At 44.9% G+C, this 17,703-nt stretch carries 14 protein-coding genes and 1 pseudogene; 1 reads left to right on the top strand and 14 read right to left on the bottom strand.

Annotation, left to right across the window (positions count from 1 at the left end; all coding sequences use genetic code 11):
- Positions 1 to 305: 305 nt before the first annotated feature.
- The 3 genes from B9T62_RS13055 to B9T62_RS13045 all read right to left on the bottom strand — a co-directional run bounded on the left by B9T62_RS13055 (position 306) and on the right by B9T62_RS13045 (position 2,693).
- Positions 306 to 905 carry a TetR/AcrR family transcriptional regulator gene (locus tag B9T62_RS13055; protein WP_087915647.1) on the bottom strand — a complete coding sequence of 200 codons (600 nt, stop codon included), beginning with the start codon at positions 903 to 905 and terminating at the stop codon, positions 306 to 308.
- Between the two features lie 253 nt (positions 906 to 1,158).
- Complete coding sequence (locus tag B9T62_RS13050) at positions 1,159 to 1,764, bottom strand: hypothetical protein (protein ID WP_087915646.1); 606 nt, start codon at positions 1,762 to 1,764, stop codon at positions 1,159 to 1,161.
- Positions 1,765 to 1,787: 23 nt separating this feature from the next.
- Positions 1,788 to 2,693, bottom strand: coding sequence for a LysR family transcriptional regulator (locus B9T62_RS13045; protein WP_087915645.1), 906 nt, complete (start codon positions 2,691 to 2,693; stop codon positions 1,788 to 1,790).
- 129 nt (positions 2,694 to 2,822) lie between these two features.
- Between B9T62_RS13045 and B9T62_RS13040 the strand changes: the two genes are divergently transcribed.
- A complete protein-coding gene (locus B9T62_RS13040) occupies positions 2,823 to 3,836 on the top strand; it encodes an alpha/beta fold hydrolase (protein ID WP_087915644.1) in 1,014 nt (337 codons plus the stop codon).
- 566 nt (positions 3,837 to 4,402) lie between these two features.
- Here the strand turns inward: B9T62_RS13040 and B9T62_RS41260 are convergent.
- The 11 genes and pseudogenes from B9T62_RS41260 to B9T62_RS12990 all read right to left on the bottom strand — a co-directional run bounded on the left by B9T62_RS41260 (position 4,403) and on the right by B9T62_RS12990 (position 17,700).
- Positions 4,403 to 4,537, bottom strand: coding sequence for a hypothetical protein (locus B9T62_RS41260; RefSeq protein ID WP_281257728.1), 135 nt, complete (start codon positions 4,535 to 4,537; stop codon positions 4,403 to 4,405).
- Between the two features lie 13 nt (positions 4,538 to 4,550).
- The gene (locus B9T62_RS13035; protein ID WP_087915643.1) at positions 4,551 to 5,357 is read right to left on the bottom strand and encodes a DNA-binding protein; all 807 of its coding nucleotides are present in this window, start codon (positions 5,355 to 5,357) and stop codon (positions 4,551 to 4,553) included.
- 713 nt (positions 5,358 to 6,070) lie between these two features.
- The gene (locus B9T62_RS13030) at positions 6,071 to 7,123 is read right to left on the bottom strand and encodes a hypothetical protein (protein ID WP_087915642.1); all 1,053 of its coding nucleotides are present in this window, start codon (positions 7,121 to 7,123) and stop codon (positions 6,071 to 6,073) included.
- Between the two features lie 551 nt (positions 7,124 to 7,674).
- Positions 7,675 to 9,723 carry a hypothetical protein gene (locus tag B9T62_RS13025; RefSeq protein ID WP_087915641.1) on the bottom strand — a complete coding sequence of 683 codons (2,049 nt, stop codon included), beginning with the start codon at positions 9,721 to 9,723 and terminating at the stop codon, positions 7,675 to 7,677.
- Positions 9,698 to 10,600, bottom strand: a complete 903-nt coding sequence (locus B9T62_RS13020; protein WP_087915640.1) for an ABC transporter ATP-binding protein — start codon at positions 10,598 to 10,600, stop codon at positions 9,698 to 9,700. Before B9T62_RS13020 ends, B9T62_RS13025 begins: the two co-directional genes overlap by 26 nt.
- Entirely contained in the window at positions 10,597 to 10,983 is a 387-nt protein-coding gene (locus B9T62_RS13015) for a GntR family transcriptional regulator (RefSeq protein ID WP_087915639.1), read from the bottom strand. Before B9T62_RS13015 ends, B9T62_RS13020 begins: the two co-directional genes overlap by 4 nt.
- A 217-nt stretch (positions 10,984 to 11,200) precedes the next feature.
- Positions 11,201 to 11,476, bottom strand: a pseudogene (locus tag B9T62_RS40695) (ABC transporter permease); the annotation flags it as partial.
- 2 nt (positions 11,477 to 11,478) lie between these two features.
- Positions 11,479 to 14,094: a phosphoenolpyruvate synthase gene (gene ppsA / locus B9T62_RS13005; protein ID WP_087915638.1), complete on the bottom strand. Its 2,616-nt coding sequence runs from the start codon at positions 14,092 to 14,094 to the stop codon at positions 11,479 to 11,481.
- Positions 14,095 to 14,483: 389 nt separating this feature from the next.
- The gene (locus B9T62_RS13000; RefSeq protein ID WP_281257727.1) at positions 14,484 to 15,956 is read right to left on the bottom strand and encodes an amidase family protein; all 1,473 of its coding nucleotides are present in this window, start codon (positions 15,954 to 15,956) and stop codon (positions 14,484 to 14,486) included.
- 124 nt (positions 15,957 to 16,080) lie between these two features.
- A complete protein-coding gene (locus tag B9T62_RS12995; RefSeq protein WP_087915636.1) occupies positions 16,081 to 16,836 on the bottom strand; it encodes a GNAT family N-acetyltransferase in 756 nt (251 codons plus the stop codon).
- Between the two features lie 78 nt (positions 16,837 to 16,914).
- Entirely contained in the window at positions 16,915 to 17,700 is a 786-nt protein-coding gene (locus B9T62_RS12990) for a VOC family protein (protein WP_087915635.1), read from the bottom strand.
- Between the last annotated feature and the right edge of the window lie 3 nt (positions 17,701 to 17,703).

Raw genomic sequence — 17,703 nt, 5'->3', positions numbered from 1 at the left:
GATTGCTAAAGAGGGATCTATAAGCGCGTCTTCCTGCTTCCAGACCGTCCAGCCCAAAAGAAAGAGCGCCCAAGTGCGGAGGTTTTCTTTCCGCTTGAACGCCCAATCCATGTCATTTCAGCTCTATTTCACATAAATCCGGATTTGATTGGCTCCGGTTCTCACTAATACCTGACACCCTTCAGAAGATGCGGTTGCTATTCCGTCGTCCCGTACGAGAAGTTGGCCCATGGTTCCGTCAGCCGCCTATTCCATTTATTGCGAATAATATTTACTTACTTTCTAGAGCTGAACGATCCCAAGCGTTATTCGGTAGATATACCTGATAACAGAAGTTGGATAGCATTTACATGTACGGATGCATATTCATCACTGCTTAAATCAGGCATGGCTAAGCAAAGCTGGGTTGCGCCTACTAACATGGACAATACTGCAAAGCTCAATGACTCGGTATCCGTTCCTTTGAAGGATTGCTGATCAATGCCTCTCTTCACAGCTTCCTTTATGGCATTCGGTATTAGCTCCACACTTTCTGATACCTTCGATAAAGCGGACGAATCATCTGTTAGCATCTTAAAGTATTCTTCAGCTACCGTAAGCAAAGGGTTTTCACATTCTCTTCCAAACTGATCTGCCAGCGCTATAAGCTGTTCGGATGGAGACAGAGATTGATATTCAGTACTAAGCCATCTGAGCGACAGTCGCCCAACATAAGTTTCGAGAAGCTGAAGGAAAATATCCTCCTTATTTCTAAAGTGATGATATATATTACCTTTACTTAATTGAGTTAATTCACATAGATCGTCCATTGTGGTTCCTTTATAGCCCTTCTTTATAAATAATGTATGGGCATTGGATAAAATGAATGCTTTAGATTCATCGGCCGGTAATCTTCTTCTTGCCATGTTTCCCTCCTACATATCATTGTCCATGGGTCACCTACTGGAAATAAATAAACAAAGGGCCCATGGCCCGATCCGTCTAGTACGAAGGTTCCTGCACCGCACATTCATACAAGGAGAATCTCTCATGAGCTACCCTCATTTTAGCATAGTTGAACACAAATCCTCCACCAGCAGGGAGACAACGTCCGAGTCTGTCCTATATTATATTCATCCCTTCTTAACTGAAACTATTCAAGAAGTGGTGCGAGTACAATCAATTCCCAGGCTTCGTAAATACCCCGACCAACAAAAGAACCACTATCGGAACATAGAGCCATGCGGTCTGAATAAATCCGTGTTTATACCCGCTCCAGCAAGATTTGATACCGATGCTTTTAGGAAATAAAAATGATTTCCCTTGTAGATAAATTGCGAGCATGACAAAAACGTAGGCCTGCCCTTCAATTAGTAATGTCAGATAATGCGGAATCAACATAGCTTGATATTCAAGCGGTGCAAACGCCATACCCCAAAAAATTGCACGATATAACCCCATAAAGAGACCGATAAATGGTATAACAAGTGATGGTCCTGTCATAGTCAGGATTGTACCAAGTATTAAATTAACAAGAAATGTTAATAAACTAGCCAATAATATATTGCCGCTAGTATAAGCGGATACCGCCGTTGATTCCAGCCAAGGGGATGAAAGTTGTTGATTGGCACTATCAATCGCCTTTACCTGCAACTCGGGGAAAAAACAAGTAACAAGCATACTGAGAAGGAACAGTCCGTAAAAGACTGCATTCATCAGAATGAAGGCTTTCTTATTTTCCCTAATGAGTTCAATTGGTTTTCGTATCACTTTCAGTTGACGCAATGACTGCTTTGGAATTGTTCCTCTTATGGGCCAGATACTTCTTCTATTTTTAACTCACTCTTTGCTGTATGAATGAAGGCCGCCATTGATGGAGAAATCCATTTCTCATGATGCCAGAGCATTTGTGCCGAAAATGATAAATCAGATAAATCCCATGGTAAAGCAACCAGCCTCCCCTCTCTCAACTCTTCCTTCAAGGCCATATCAGGCAACAGGGCGATCCCAAGACCAGCCACAGCACATTGTTTAATTGCCTCTACGCTATGAAACTCCAGTTCTGTCAAAGCATCGGCGCCTTTTTTCAATAGGGACTGGTGAAAATGACTGCGATAAGAACAGTTCTTTTCGGTCAACAAAAAATGCTGTCTGTGAAAGTCATCAATAATCAATGAGGAACGAGATGCCAGCAGATGATCCGGAGATACCACCATTCGAAATAGCTCATCTTTCAAAAACTCTGAATGAAGGTCTTTGGCTCCAACGAATTCATCCAATACAAAAATGACATCTGCAAGCCCTTCTCTTAGACTATGTCTAAGCTCTTGGCCGGACAAGGGACGAAACAAAAGACGAACGCCTGGAAAGTCTTCACGAAAACGTCTAAACAAGGAGGGAAGAAGGTATGCGCAAAGAACTTCGTCTGCCCCTATAATAACGGTTCCCGTCGTTTCTCCGTGCTGACTAGATACGCACTTCGCTTCTTCTACATCGTTTAAAATTTTAGTGGCATACGGCAAAAATTGTTGGCCGGCATCCGTTAACACGACATTCTTGCCTAATCGATCTAGCAATTTCACGCCCAGCTCTTCTTCCAAGGATTTGATTTGCATGGTTATGGTAGATGGTACATAGCTCAATAGTTCAGCAGTTCGACTAAAGCTGCATGTAGAAGCAAGAGTACAAAACGTTTTAAGTTGGCGTATTTCCATTAATCTAGCACCTTCTTCGTTCAAAATAATTGAATGTAATATTCAAAAACGTTTCGTTGATTTGATGATATGTGTATTGTAGAGTGAAAACAAGTGATTACTAATTTTATTGTGAAGGAGCATCCATCAATGAACGATTATGAAACATATCCCCTTGGAGATATATTGCTTCAATCGGGTCAGCAACTCCCTCAAGCATTTATTGCTTATAAGACCTACGGAACCTTGAATGCCGCAAAGAACAATGTTATTGTATATCCGACTTGGTTTGCTGGTCTTCACACAGATAATGAATGGTTAATTGGAGAGAACAAGGCACTAGATCCCAATCGATATTTTATCATTGTGCCCAATATGTTGGGTAACGGATTATCGTCCTCTCCTAGCAATACTCCCGCTCCTTTTGATAAGGCCAATTTTCCTCTCATCTCTATGTATGACAATGTACGTTTTCAACATCAACTAATCACTCAAAAATTCGGTATCACCAAAATCAAACTAGTTGTGGGTTGGTCTCTGGGAGCCATGCAAGTTTTTCAATGGGGAACGAGTTATCCTGAAATGGTCGAACGTATTGCACCATTCGGCGGAACGGCAAAAACCAGACCGCATGCGCAGCTGGTATTCGAAGGTATGATCGCAGCGTTACAGGCGGATACGAATTTTAAAAAAGGAAGGTACGAGCGTCCACCGGTTATCGGTCTCGCAGCGATGGGAAGAGCCTATGCACCATGGGGTTTTTCGCAGGCGTACTATTTGGAGAATTTGTATCAATCTGAAGGATACAATTCCTTGAAATCTTATGTAGAAGATTACTGGGATCAGGTATTTTTGTCCTTTGATGCTAATGACTTGATTGCCATGTTGCGTACAGGAATACATGGGGACATTAGCGATAATCCCGTGGATGGCTGCAACTTCGAACAGGCATTAAGTAAAATCACCTCTCCTGCACTCGTTATGCCGGGGTCAAGTGATTTGTTCTTCACTCCAGAGGACAGTGCGTATGATGTTCAACATATGCCGAATGCTGTTTTTCGACCCATAGAATCCAAGTGGGGACACTGCTTTGGAATCGGAGCAAACGAACCGGATTCACTCGTTATAGATAGTCATCTAAGACAATTTTTGCAGTTAGGATAGTTAAACAAGTCGCTTTAGGCATCATTATTATCTTTCACGCACCTATATAGATGAATATCAAATCGGTAATGACACCATGTCTTGTCCTTTACGGCAATAGGTACAAGTTCTTGTCTTCGACTCGGGACAAGAACTTGTACCCATTCCCTCTTAAAAATAACAAAAAAAGCTGATCTTCAACAAGATCAACCTTTTTTAGAAGGTCATTCTTCGCTTCCAAGAGTTCACACCTGATCAACACTTGGACAATGTGGTCGTTAACCACCACCAACGATTTCCGCGAAAAGTGGTATTCAATGTAGAATTTTCTAAAATAAAAAGGATAATATTCATTTGCACCCCTCTTATGGTTACATAACGCTCCTGTACGTTCGCTCCCTATAGGGAAATGAACCTTTAGAAAAAGGTCAATTGTTCCTTACTTTCAGGTACGTAGTTCGTAAAAACATACTCGACTTCATCTCTCCGCGTTTGCCCTAACTCTGCTTTCGGACACCTCAAGTTATTAAGTATCAATGAACAAAAAAAGCCTCTGCAGATTGCAAAGGCACACACTGTATACATTTTTAATGATCCACACCATGTCTTAGAGGTACAATTATTGCTTTTGTACCGACAGAGGTTTCTTGAGCATTTACTATTGCGGCATTGAAACCGACGAGAGAAATCACAACCATCATGAGCATGAATACCTTTTTCATTTTGAATCCTCCTCTAATCAAGTATTTGCTTCATTAACTGCTTGTACTCATTTAGCTGAATGGAATTTGATTGATCACGGAGCAACTCAAACAGAACAGCAGATTTCCTGAACCCTGTGTCATCTCTAAGTTTAATGCTTGATGCTAAAGATGTAAGTAATTTGTTTATGGCATCATATTGCTTACCATTTATGGAATAGTACTTCGCCTCTAGGTATATATAATCGACATAATAGCGAATGTTTCGTTCCTTTTCGTAATACTCTCTCATGGATGTAATCTTTTCTTGGAAATCAGACAAAACCTCATCGACGTTATACTTGAATTTGATAGCTGATTCCAGGATATGAATCAATCCTGGCAGTATCTCTTCCTCGTTGTCCTGCAAGAAACGTATGTAAGCTGGAAGTATTGCGGTGTTACCCTTGTTCAAGTCAATAACGTATCGGTTCGCTGCAGCAATCTCCCGATAATATTCAACCTCGGCCATTCCCTCAGCGTCTATTTCATTGATCCAGCCGAGCTCCGAATATTTGTCGATGCAGGCACGTGCCTCTTCATACCGTCCTATCTTCTGCAGAGCGATCCCCTTCAAACACATGCTATAGCCAAAGTAATAGACAATAGGTCGCTGCAGATTGAGAGACCTTACTTTTCGACCGTCTGCTCTCTCACGCTGATTAGCGGTGTAAAGTGAGTCAATCTCGGTATATAATTTATCAGCAATCAAGAGGATGCCGTCCCAATTTTCTAGAGTAAAAGAAGCCTTGAGCATTTGAATTAATGAATCAACGTTGATCCCTCTAAGATCCAATTCCAAAAAATCATTCCTCCTCTCGTCAAACATAAAATAATACATGACTTTAAATTCCATCTAAACCAAAATATATTGTGTTGTCTAATGATATTGTTCCGTAATTTACCATAAAAATATGTGAGGATTATCACTATTTGCATGCTTGTTTATGCATCTGTCCAAAATCGTTGATTTTAGGGGGGGTGGAAACGAAAAATCCGACAGCAAATGAAAAATAAGTGTTAGACTGCTCAATCCGACCGCCGCCGGCTGCATGCGGAAACACCAGGAGCGTGAACTCGATCCGGCGTGCCAGTCTACAACTTTATTTTCCGAGTTTATCAAGAGCTAATTTCAAAAGAATCAATAAAATAAGCCATTTGAACATATTGGTCATGGATAATATGTCAAATAGCTTATTTTCTTAATTGCTTATTCAACTAACGGTAGCAATAGGTAAGCCTTTGATACGATCTCCAGCTTTTCCCCTGCTCCACGCGGAGCGTGCGAGTTTCCCCGCACTCCGCGTTCCCTCTAACAAGATGCTTGCGGGCAAAAGAAGCTTTAGAAATAAGGGACAGATATCGTTATATATACTGGCACCAGGTTCGGGGAATCGAATCACTACAGCTGGGGTTTATGCATTTGCGAGAGAGATAAAAGACAGACACAAACCAGTTCGATCATACTTCTTGTGGCTGCCCGATGTTAAATTTTACTATTATTCGCGTTCATTGTTAATGTTGCATTGTGTTAGTTGCCCAAAGTACCCCTCCATTTGGAGCATATATTACAACATTACCATCATCTTGTACGACTAACCAAGCGGCCGTATTACCAAATGTATTTGTTGCCCATAACGCACTGTGCTCTCCATAAATCACAAAGTTCCCATCCTCTTGAAGTACGGCCCAATCAACATTTTTGCCATATGTTCTACTTGACCATAGTGCATTGATAGAACCAGTTGGATATAGAACCAGATTACCATCACCTTGAAGAACTAGGGAAAATTTCGTGTTTTCTGATTGGAGTATGTCTCCTGGTCTTAATTTTTCCGTGGGGTGTATCCGATCCCCAATTACATTGAAGATCACTTTGGGATAAATTTTCCCGATGAATTCTTTGTCTTTTTGTGATAATTTTGAATTCCAGTCTACTTTGTAATCTCCTCTTGTATGCGAGTCGGGGATTTTATATATCATTATAGAGTTTTTATCGAATTCAGTATAATTTGTTTCAGAATGACTATATCTTTTCAAAACGTTCATAAATGTGGTATCTCTATCCCACCCATCATTTTCTAAGTAATATCGGTATACAGCTGGTTCATCCCATGGCACATTCCCCTCTGGACTTTGATGTTCGTGGATTAGCCCAAGTGCATGTCCAAATTCGTGAAGAACAACCCTTGAGAATTCATCATCGCTAGAATCTGGCTCGAGCCACCCAAAATGCATTGTTGGTTTGTCCTTTGCAACTGAAAGACAATCAGTTCCTACTTTTGAATTAGATGACGTTCCTTCGAATGAAATTCGAATTTCAGAATTGGTGGGATCAGAAACAAAATCAAAAATAATATTAGCGTACTCAGTCCATTCAAGAGCATACTTTCTAACCTTCTCATGAACTAATGGATCCCCATCCATAAAATAAACACTGATCGTACTTCCATTTAACCAACGCCTACTCTTTATTACCGCAGCTTCTCTCACGATATCAACACCATTATTATGTAAATCGTTGGGAAGGGATTCAAATACTTGAGTGCAAATCTTTAGATTATCCATCTTTTTTCTAACTCCTTTTCCATTTGGATATTCGCTTAATAAGTTTGCGCTATAATTTACCCGAAATTTCCGAAATTATGCGGTAAGTGTCTCATGAACATAGTCCCTTGTAAGACAAGAACTTGATCCCTTGCCGATTCCCTCCATTTGGACATGAAAAGATCAACCCATTACAAATGAATTGATCTAAAACCATACCTAACATAGGAATTAGCGTAATTCTTTAATTCAAGATTCTCTGGAAAATCAATAGCTATACGTGTCGGCATGAATGTCTTCATCTTAGAACTTGCTCTCTTTTTTCTCAAACTATTACTGGTGCATTTATGTAAAGCGAATTAGCTTAAGATATGCAAGTAGGTTCCCTTTTCGGCTAACGATATAAGTTCTTGCCCTTGACTTGGGACAAGAACTATATCGTCAAAACAAAAAAAGCCGCTAATGCGACTTCTCATGCTTATATGTTCTCGTCCTTCAACAACATCCCAATGCATGTTGCTTCCCGCGCATCGTACACTGTACATTAGGCGGCTCGTGATAATCGCATACGGCTACGGGAGCAGTGACTTCAGGGCTGATGTCAGCTCTTGCTCGTCTAGCGAGATATGCTGGACTTCTCCGTTCTTATATTCCAGCTTAACAACGTACATTCCGTTTTCACCTGTATAGTCAAGCTGATGTTGCAGAATATAAGTAATCAGCGCCTTGTCCTGGGTAACGGACGAAAGCTTCTGCTGACGGGCCAGAGCCATATGCTGCTCAATATTGTTAATATCCTTAGGAGAGAGCTTCCCCTTATAGTCATCTTTAATAATTTCAGCCGACTTCACATCTGCGGCACGAATGCCAATCTTTTCAGTGAATCCCTTCTGCTCCAGCCAGCTGCCCAATTCCTTATAAGAAGAAAACCAACTGTAACTGTATATACGGTAGTGCAGCCCGGTGTTACCGTCAACCTGTTCATCAATAGGGTTATTGACAGGCTGGATATATGTCCTCGCCAATTGACCTTTACTCTGGTCCTCATAAGACATATTCAGAATTTCCCGGGTCAGGATATTCTTGAATTCCTGGACATCCTCCGGCTCCGAGATGCTGACTGACCGATCCCTGATGGTTAATCTGAAGCTCTCAAGCCCTTCGTCCAGTCCATGGAGACTATATTCCCAACGCTTGAAATCCGTATTCTCCATGACAGTCTTCATCTCGGGTTCGAAGCCAAGAGCAGGAACCCAGTACTGGCGCAGCACCTTCCGCCCGTTATCCAACTGGTAGGCTATAGTGAACATTCTGCTTCCACGGTTATAGCCTGCAACCGTGGAAGAGGCCGGGACATCCCCCGGGCGTACAGTAACCAGTGCCTGATGCAGCTTGCGTACCGCCTCGATGTATTGTTGATCCCCGGACATGGGCACCTTCTTGCCGGACGAGGCCCTGCCGGAAGAATAGCCGTTGTATGGATCAGAGGCATACATCGAATAATTATTGCCGGCATATACCCCTGTAATGCGGTCTCCTGCCGGCACCCGGCTCTCGTAGCCGGTTAATCCGGACACCGGAATGTAAATCAGCAAACCCAGCAGGATTCCATACACCGCGAATTCCAGCGGCACTCTACGGGTCATAATCTGCCAGGTTTTGCGGACTAGCATCTCCGCTGCGATATAGCCTAGCAGTGCCCCGGCCACGTAGCCGAAGATCGTCCAGTTCAGCTGACGAGATTTAACCTCGGAGAAATAGGCTCCAAAGAGCAGCATGGCGCAGAGCATAACACCTGCTTTGAATAGCGGATTGAAATAGGTGAAGGCGATGGCCTGTCCGGATTTCTCCACACTGCGCTTACGGTACAGCACAAAGGACAAGGCGAGAAACAAAACGGACAGCGCAGCATAAGTCCACATCTCCACTGCACTGAAAGTGTCATTGGTATAAGTGACCAGACGCAGTAACGGCGACCAGGCATATAGACTATTGCTTAATCCCGACCATCTCGGGTAGCCGAACAGATACATGCTTAAATGAGAATTGACCAGTTGAATCAGTGCCACAGGAAGGATCAGCAGAATATAAGTGATGATTCCCTGGAGTATCGTTTGTCCTGTGCAGATGCCGACAAAGACGCTGAAGACAAAAAGGAACAGCGTAACAACACTGACAGTCAGGCACCAATTCCAAATATCCGCACCGGAATAAATGTACATATTGCCCTCTAGTGGAGTTACGATTGCAGTAACCGCCGCTGTCAGCCAGACCGGAAGCAGCAGCAGCCCGAGTCCGCTCGCCAGATGGGCAGTAAGCAGATGCTCCCGGCGCAGCGGAAGACTGTGCCACAGATCGGAAGCCGTTTTGGACTGCAGATAGCGGAACAGGAACAGCCCTGCAGCTACCGGCAACGAGAGGACGAACAGCATCTGTATATTTCCGCCTACGCGGAACAGCGAATCTATCTTTTGCGGTTCTGCATCCGGATAACTGCCCGTGAACAGCTGCAGCGGAAGCGAGAACAACAGCCCCAGTGTATACATGATTCCGATCCACCCGTGCTGGCGCATATTCTGGCGGATAACGCTGCTGTTAAAGAAGTATCGGCTGCGCGTCATAACCGGCATCCCCCATTTCATAAATAAAGATTTCTTCCAGCGTCAAGGGAAGCAGGTCGAACACATACGGCTCATAGACATGAACAGCTTGCGAAATCCGCTCCCGGTCGCCCTTTACGATATACAGGTTCACACTGCCCCTGTGCTCCTGGTGAAGAATCTGCAGCTTGGACTCCAGTGCCGAAGCATGACGCTCATCGCGGAAAGCCACCTGAACCTTGTGCGTGTCCGCCTTGAGATCATCAAGATCCTTCTCAACCAGCATCCGGCCATCGTGCATAATGCCCACATGATCGCACAGATCCTCAATCTCCCGCAGATTATGCGAGGAGATCAGCACGGTCAGCTCCCGCTGCGCCACCTCCTGGAACAGCAGGTTCTTGATCTGGCGGCGCATCACCGGGTCCAGCCCGTCAATCGGCTCATCCATAATAAGCACATCCGGCGTGCAGCTAAGCGCAAGCCAGAATGCCGCCTGGCGCTGCATCCCCTTCGAGAAGCGGCTGAGCTTCCGCCCCGTATCCAGGCGAAACGCCGAGCCCAGCTCCTTATAGCGCTTATCACTCCACCCCGGATAGATTGATCGGTAGTACGCAGCCATACTTTTGAGTGAAGCCTGCGGGAAGAAGTATGGGCTGTCCGGCATAAAGATGACCCTCTGCTTCACCTGCGTGCTCTCAAACACAGGCTGGCCGCCAATCTTGACCGTCCCCTCCTCCGGCCGATAGATACCGGCGAGTGTCTTCAGCAGTGTGGTTTTCCCCGCACCATTGGAACCCAGCAGGCCATAAATGGCCCCTTTATGTACAGTCAGCGACAGGCCATCCACAGCCTTTTCCCCCTGAAAGCTCTTGCTGACCCGGCGAATCTCAATCATGATTGCTCCCCTCTCTCTCTTTGCTCCAGCACCTGACGGTACAGTGCCCCTACTTCACTTTCGGTAAATCCGAGGTATACAGCTTCCGCCATCAAGCGCAGCAGCTCCTCCCGAAGCCCGGCTTTCTTGCTCTCGTTCTGCCCTTGCTGCAATGGCGCGACAAAACTCCCTTTGCCTTGCAAGGAATAGATATAGCCCTCACGTTCCAGCTCCCGGTAGGCTTTTTGAATCGTATTGGGGTTCACTGTAAGCTGTGAGGACAAGATTCTTACCGACGGAAGCTGCTCATCCGCCTGCAGAATTCCATGCATGATCAGTTCCTTGACCTTATCGGTCAACTGCTCGTAAATCGGCTTGCGGCTGCGGACATCCAACTCGAACATGACAGTCCTCCTTTCCTGTGCTGCATTCTGACGGCACCTGGGTGTATTAACTGTACTACTATTATTAATACAGATTGGCAATGATGTCAACCTAAAGAAGCGGCCCCACAGGGCCGTTCTCGGAGTTTATTATATATGGCCAGCATTGTCGAAATGCAACCTTGTACAACGAGTCACCGCAGAAGATGTGGAAAGTAATTTCGGCTCAATCTAAAAATCAGCGATTGACTTTATGCTTGTAAGTGCGCATCGCAAACAGATAGGCAACAACTAGAATAGCTATGCACCATGTGATGGCTACCCAAATATCATTGCCGACAGGCTGCCCCATCAGGAGGGAGCGAACCGCCTCTACAATAGAAGTAACTGGTTGGTTCTCAGCAAAGGCGCGAACGACTGGCGGCATCGATTCGGTAGGCACAAATGCCGAGCTGATAAATGGAAGGGAAATAATCGGATAGGAAAAAGCAGACGCATCGTCCACCGATTTCGCGACTACAATATTTCGATATACCCTTCTGTTCCATTCACGCGAATTCGTTGCCCATCTTTGATCAGCTTGGTAGCATTTTCTACTCCGACAACTGCCGGCAAGCCATATTCACGTGCGATAACTGCTCCATGGGTCATCAGTCCGCCAACTTCGGTGACCAGGCCTTTGATGGATACAAACAATGCTGTCCAGCCTGGGTCGGTAAATGCGGTGACTAATATATCTCCATCCTCCAGATCAGCATCTTCCATGTTTAAGATGACACGTGCTCGTCCCTCTATCACTCCGGAAGAAACAGGTAGACCTACAATAGCTTCGACTGGGAGATTTTCTCGTTTGTACTTACCTGCAATGATTTCACCATCAGATGTGAAAACACGTGGTGGAGTTAGTTTATCAAAAAATTTGTACTCGTCTTTTCGTTTGCTGATCATTTGGTAATCCAGTTTATTTGTGCGTACGGCTTCGTGAAATTCTTCAAAAGTGAGGTAGTAAATATCTTCTTTTTCATGAATAACGCCCGCTTGTACGAGTTGTTCGGCTTCTTTCAGTAAAGCCTGCTTATAAACGAAGTAGCGACTAACTATGGCGTATTTAGGATATTCACGATAACCGGCGAAATTCCGGATCAGGTCGATCATTCGTTTTGTTTCTTGGGCTTTTTGTTCACCATCCGGTAATTGCTTCAATCGATCCAATAACTCTTGTTCTTTTTTCAAAGCTTCCTGTCGCCCTTGCTCAAATTTCCGATGACTCGCGTTAAATTCAAAGCTTTTGATATTATTTAGAATCATGGGGACAAGTGTAGTTGGTTTTTCGCTCCACCGGGTTCTAGTAATATCGATTTCACCGGCACACCGCATTCCATATTTGTTGAGATAAGCATAGATAGCGTCCCGGGTTTCATTTCCACCATCAAACTTAACCAGTTCATCCAAAAAGTTATCATCTTTTACATGTTGTAAATAATCAATGACTTCCGGATAAGGACGAATCACATCTGCGACATCCAATAGCGCCAGACCCATTTCCGAAGTGATATTGTTTGGCACAGATTGAGAAAGCGTATCCGCTACATTTTTTTCACCTAACCACGCCTTCATTTTTTCGTTGATCCATGATGAAGCGTTCATAGCAGTCATAATTACACCAAAACTTTGTGGGTCAGATACAACCTTCTTTAATTCCTGGATATCTTCCAGAATAAAATCAAATAAACCTAATCCTGATTTCGTTTGGATGTTATGCTTTAACTCGTTAATCGATGTTTCACTGCGCTTAATCAAAGCAGGAACTATTGTCGGATCGTATTCGATTTGTGTTTGATAATCCGCAGGCGAGATCCTTTTATTGCTTTTAGCGGGACCCGGTTCTTTTTCACCATCTGGTGACGATTTGATAAAATCTTCGCGCTCAATGATGGTTATGAATGCGTCTCTTATGAGCGGATCGGATTTTCCCAGGACATTGACTAAAGTTTCCCTGCCGGAAGGTGAAGCCAGCATAGCTGTAACATCAACAAACAACCTCCCACCAGCTCTACGCATGGGTGCAGGAGTAATTAAGAGGTAAAAAGACAATCCTAGAGGTTTCATGGGGTCAGTCATCATTTGTTGGTGACCGACAGATACATAAACGTGATTCTCTTGATCATTCGCTTCAGGGATCGGGTATAAAGTAGTGATTGGCCGACTCTGGACAATATAAAAGGTATCATGGGCCAAACACCATTCGATATCTTGTGGGCAACCAAAATAAGCTTCGATCTGTCTTCCGATGCGTGCCAGTTGTAAAATTTGTTGTTCAGTAAGTGTTTGAGCCTTTTGCTGATTAGGATCGATCTGCTGAGTCTCTGTTCCGCCTTCTTTTAGTCCATAGATCGCCAATTTTTTGGTTGCTATCCTCTTATCGACGATTTCCTCATCCTGTACCTTATAACAATCGGCAGAGACCAAGCCAGAGACCAGTGCTTCTCCAAGTCCAAAACTGGCATCGATGGATAGCAGCTTCCGGTTAGATGTAATCGGATCAGCAGTAAATAGAATCCCTGAAGCCTGTGGCAAAACCATCCTTTGAACGATAACGGATAAATAAACCTGTCTGTGGTCAAATCCGTTTTGCATACGGTAGATTACCGCGCGATCGGTAAATAACGAAGCCCAACATTTACTGATATGCTGCAGAATTTCTTCTTTGCCGATGATATTTAAATAGGTGTCTTGTTGACCAGCAAAAGAGGCATGTGGTAAATCTTCGGCAGTTGCACTAGAACGCACTGCATATGCATGCTCAACACCAAGCCGGGAGAGATTGTGAGTAACTGCATTCACCACATCGGAAGGGATTTCTGCATCCTTAATGATTTGTCGAATCTTCCTGCTGATTTCACCAATTTGATCCCGATCTTCTGCTTTCAGCATGGTTAGTCGATCCAACAAGACATGATACGTTTCGTTTGACTCGATGGCTTTTGGATATCCCGCTGTTGTAACACAAAATCCTTCCGGTACTTGTATGCCTTCAATTTTTGATAACTTCCCTAAATTTAACCCTTTTCCGCCAACGAGCAAAAGCTGCGTATTGTCCACTTCCTGAAAACCGAGAACCAAAGAACTCATTCAATATCTCTCCTAACTATTAAATTGAAAAAAAATTTGACAAGAGTTTACCGGCATGGTACATTTAAAACGTAGAATGTGATATTTATGTCAACGTAAGTTGTTAAAGTCGCAAACCGATTATATCATCGTGTCTGTTTATATGCAATATTCAAGAACCTGTTAAACTGCTCAGGTTCTTTTTTGATTTCCCGCTATCTTTAGTATCATCAAAAACCTCCGGTTTGTTACTTCATTTATGTGTAGACATTCCTTTATTCGGGAATTTTATTAACGCAAAAAAGATGATTCCTGCAGAATGCAGAATTCATCTTTTTATGGAATACTATTGAAAAAGAAACACCTTTATAATATAATTTCCTATTTCGTATTCCAGTAACTGACGATGCTTATAAATAGCCAGGAGGAATTTGGAATCCGCCTGTCAGCGGCTCGCACACTTCAGCAAAGTCGATGCTGATATGATCCTTGAAATGCCCGCTGATAATCTGAATTCCACAAGGCAATTCAGCGTTAGCGCATGGTAGAGGTAGAATTGTGGCTGGCAGCCCAAAGACTGTGGCAAGTATGTTCCAGATTAAATGCTCATTATAACCGGTCGCTCGTCCATTCACTTCAAGAATCCTTCTATGTACCGCTTGCTGCATATGGGGAATAGCCAATACTGGACTGATTGGCAGCAGCAGAACGTCATATTCCTGAAGCAATGAAGTAATCACCCGGTTGTATTCCTGTCGCAGACGGTCTGTCTCCTCTTGTTCCACTTCACTCTGATTCATCGCCCGGTAGTACTCATCAAGTCCTTCGGGGAACGCCTTCGTCACCAAGCGGGATGCCCGCAGGCCGAGGGAAGCCAGACTTGCAGTAAGCCGCTGCCTGGAATTTAATGAGGTGCCCACAAGCCGTCCGGACAGCTTCATGGCTAGTTCGAATAAATCATCCATCTGGATTTCTGCAGGCATTCCATGAGAAACCTCCATACCCTCCATGCCGGACAAAGCTTCTGTGAAATCGGCATATCTTCGTTTGATCCGATCATCCAATTCATGCCCCGGTGCTTCAAACCAGGTAAGCACTTTAATTTTTGGCTGCTCCTTTAGGGTGTTTTTACGGAAATCAGGAGCAACAGGCACTTCTACCCAGGGATCATATAGTACATCCATCATCAACCGCAGATCTCCGGCACTTCTGGCCATGGGTCCGGCTGCCGACAAATCGGGTTCGCTTGGATCACCGGGAGGGTTGCCGGGTACATGTCCTTTAAGTGACAGCATACCTAGACTGCAACGGTGGGCATATACACCGGTATAATGCGCTGGAATCCGCAGACAGCCGATCAGATCGCTGCCGAATTCTACTGGCGTGCAGTCTGCAGCCACAGCGGCGGCACTGCCTCCGGACGAACCGCCTGGCGTCAAGCTTATGTCCCAGGGGTTATTGGTCGTTCCGTAGAGGTCGTTATACGTCTGCCAATCTGAAGTCATCGTCGGCACGTTGGTCTTACCCAGGATAATGGCTCCGGCTTGAACCAGACGCTGCACCGAGGCCGCATGTTCTGTAGCCCTGTTATGTTTTAGGTGCGGAGCCCCGGAGGTTGTAAGCATCCCGCTAACATTAAAAGACTCCTTTACCGTAAGGGGCAGACCATGCAATGGTCCATACTTTATGCCTTCCGCTCTATCCCGGTCCGCCTGATCCGCCTGAGCGTAGGCGGTTTCCCGCTGCTGCTGTACCACAGCATTAAGTTGTTCATTCACAAGGTCAATCCGGCCATAATAATAATCCAACAGCTGCCTGGAATTAACCTCGCCCTGTTCAAGCAGCCGGATCACCTCGGAGGCGGCAAGATAAGCTAAATTCAAGGTTCTTCCTCCCTGCATCTATTTTAAAATATAAGAAAGTATATGTTATCCGCGATCCTTTATCCTTCTATTTCTCGCTGAAGCGGACACCGCCTCTTACAGAGGGCGGCGAAGCCGTTTCTACTTATTTAACGCTGTCGAGCAGCTTCGCAAACTTGTTGGGACTCATAATTTCATGGGTGATAAACTTGCCGTCTACGAACAGGCTGAAGGTTGTCCATACCGAGGGGGCGGCTTGGGCTGCTTCCTTGGTAGTAAGGAGTTGGGCAGTAAACGGTATGCCTCTCTTCTTCGCTACTGTCCGCAAATCCTCCAATATTCCAACGGCAAAGGGGCATTGTGGCGTGTAATAAATACAAATTCCATCTTCTGTGGCCGGTGAAGACTTCACGGCAGTTGCAAAAGACGGTTCTTCTGCTTCATCGTTCCATTTAAGCACGGCCAACTCGAAATACGGGGCCGCTTCATCGGCGATTTGAAATCCCATATGCTCAAAAAAACGTTTGTCGCTCAAATATGGCATTTTCTTCTTGCTCACAATATGCACGATACCGTCCATGCCCAGGGCTTGGGCATCTGCCTTGCATTTAGCCAGCAATTGCTTGGAATGACCGTTATCCTTGTGTCGGCCGGACACCCATAGGCAGTTAATGTACATATAGTTAGGAGCATGAAGCGGTATCCAGGCGTTCTCAGCTGGCAAATATTCAATAAAAACCTTCGCCCGGTCATTCAGCCGGTAAAAAACCAGTCCTTCCTCCATCCGTTCGCTCAGCCACTGCTTTTTGTCCGAAACGGCTTGTTCATATTGCTTAGCCCCCAAGGCGCAGCAGATATGTTCTTGTCTTATATTTTCTTTAGTAATCTGCAAATAGCTCATCTTGTCACTACCTCACTATTCATTAGAATATTCGGGACAGCCCCAAGTTGCTCAGAGCTATCCCGGACGAATCTTGCTCTAGAACCCATGCTGTATGGAGAAGAAAGCTCCCTGCGGATCCTGCAAAGTGGCAAATTTCCCGACACCCGGCACAGAGGTTGGAGGAATAACTACAGTAGCTCCCAAGGCAACCGCATGCTGAACGGCTTCCTCGCACCGGGGTACTTTGAAATAAAGTCCCCAGCCGCTCCTCATGTCACCCATGGTACTGGGAATAGACTTCATGCCTGCTGCGTAGTCTGGACCTGCTTTGAACTGGAGATAACGCCCTGAGGGAGCAGGCACTTCCTCCATCGACCAACCCAGCAGTTCCATATAAAAATGAGCGGCTGCGTCCAGATCTGTTGTATACAACTCATGCCAGTCCATACTGTAAGGTTCATGCAGAACACCCGAGCCTGGGTGCTCTCCCGCTTCCCACAAAGCAACCATGGCTCCGGTAGGATCGCGGAACGCACACATGCTACCCTTATCGGCTATGCGTCTTGGGGGAATGAGCATTTCCGCTCCGAGTGATTTAGCCCGTTCCGCTGAGATGCCTACATCCTGAACGGCAATGTAACATCCCCAGAAGGAGGGCTGATTGGCTTCTTCCAAGGAATACATAGCAGCCACATCTTGTTCTTGCGATTGGATTACCGTATAGCTGCGCCCATCCTCCATCGTTGTAATTTGCGTGGTCCAGGGAAATAACGCCGTATAAAATGCAGTGGATGCCGCCGGATCACCGCTGCCCAGCTCGGCCCAACAAAAGGTCCCCTCGATATAAGTCTTCATATTTGCTCCCAGATCTATTTTCTTCATCGT

The sequence above is a fragment of the Paenibacillus donghaensis genome (genome assembly GCF_002192415.1).
Classification (GTDB): Bacteria; Bacillota; Bacilli; order Paenibacillales; family Paenibacillaceae; genus Paenibacillus_AQ; species Paenibacillus_AQ donghaensis.
The sequence above is the reverse complement of the archived record's forward strand: the minus strand, read 5'-3'. Positions and strand labels throughout refer to the sequence as shown.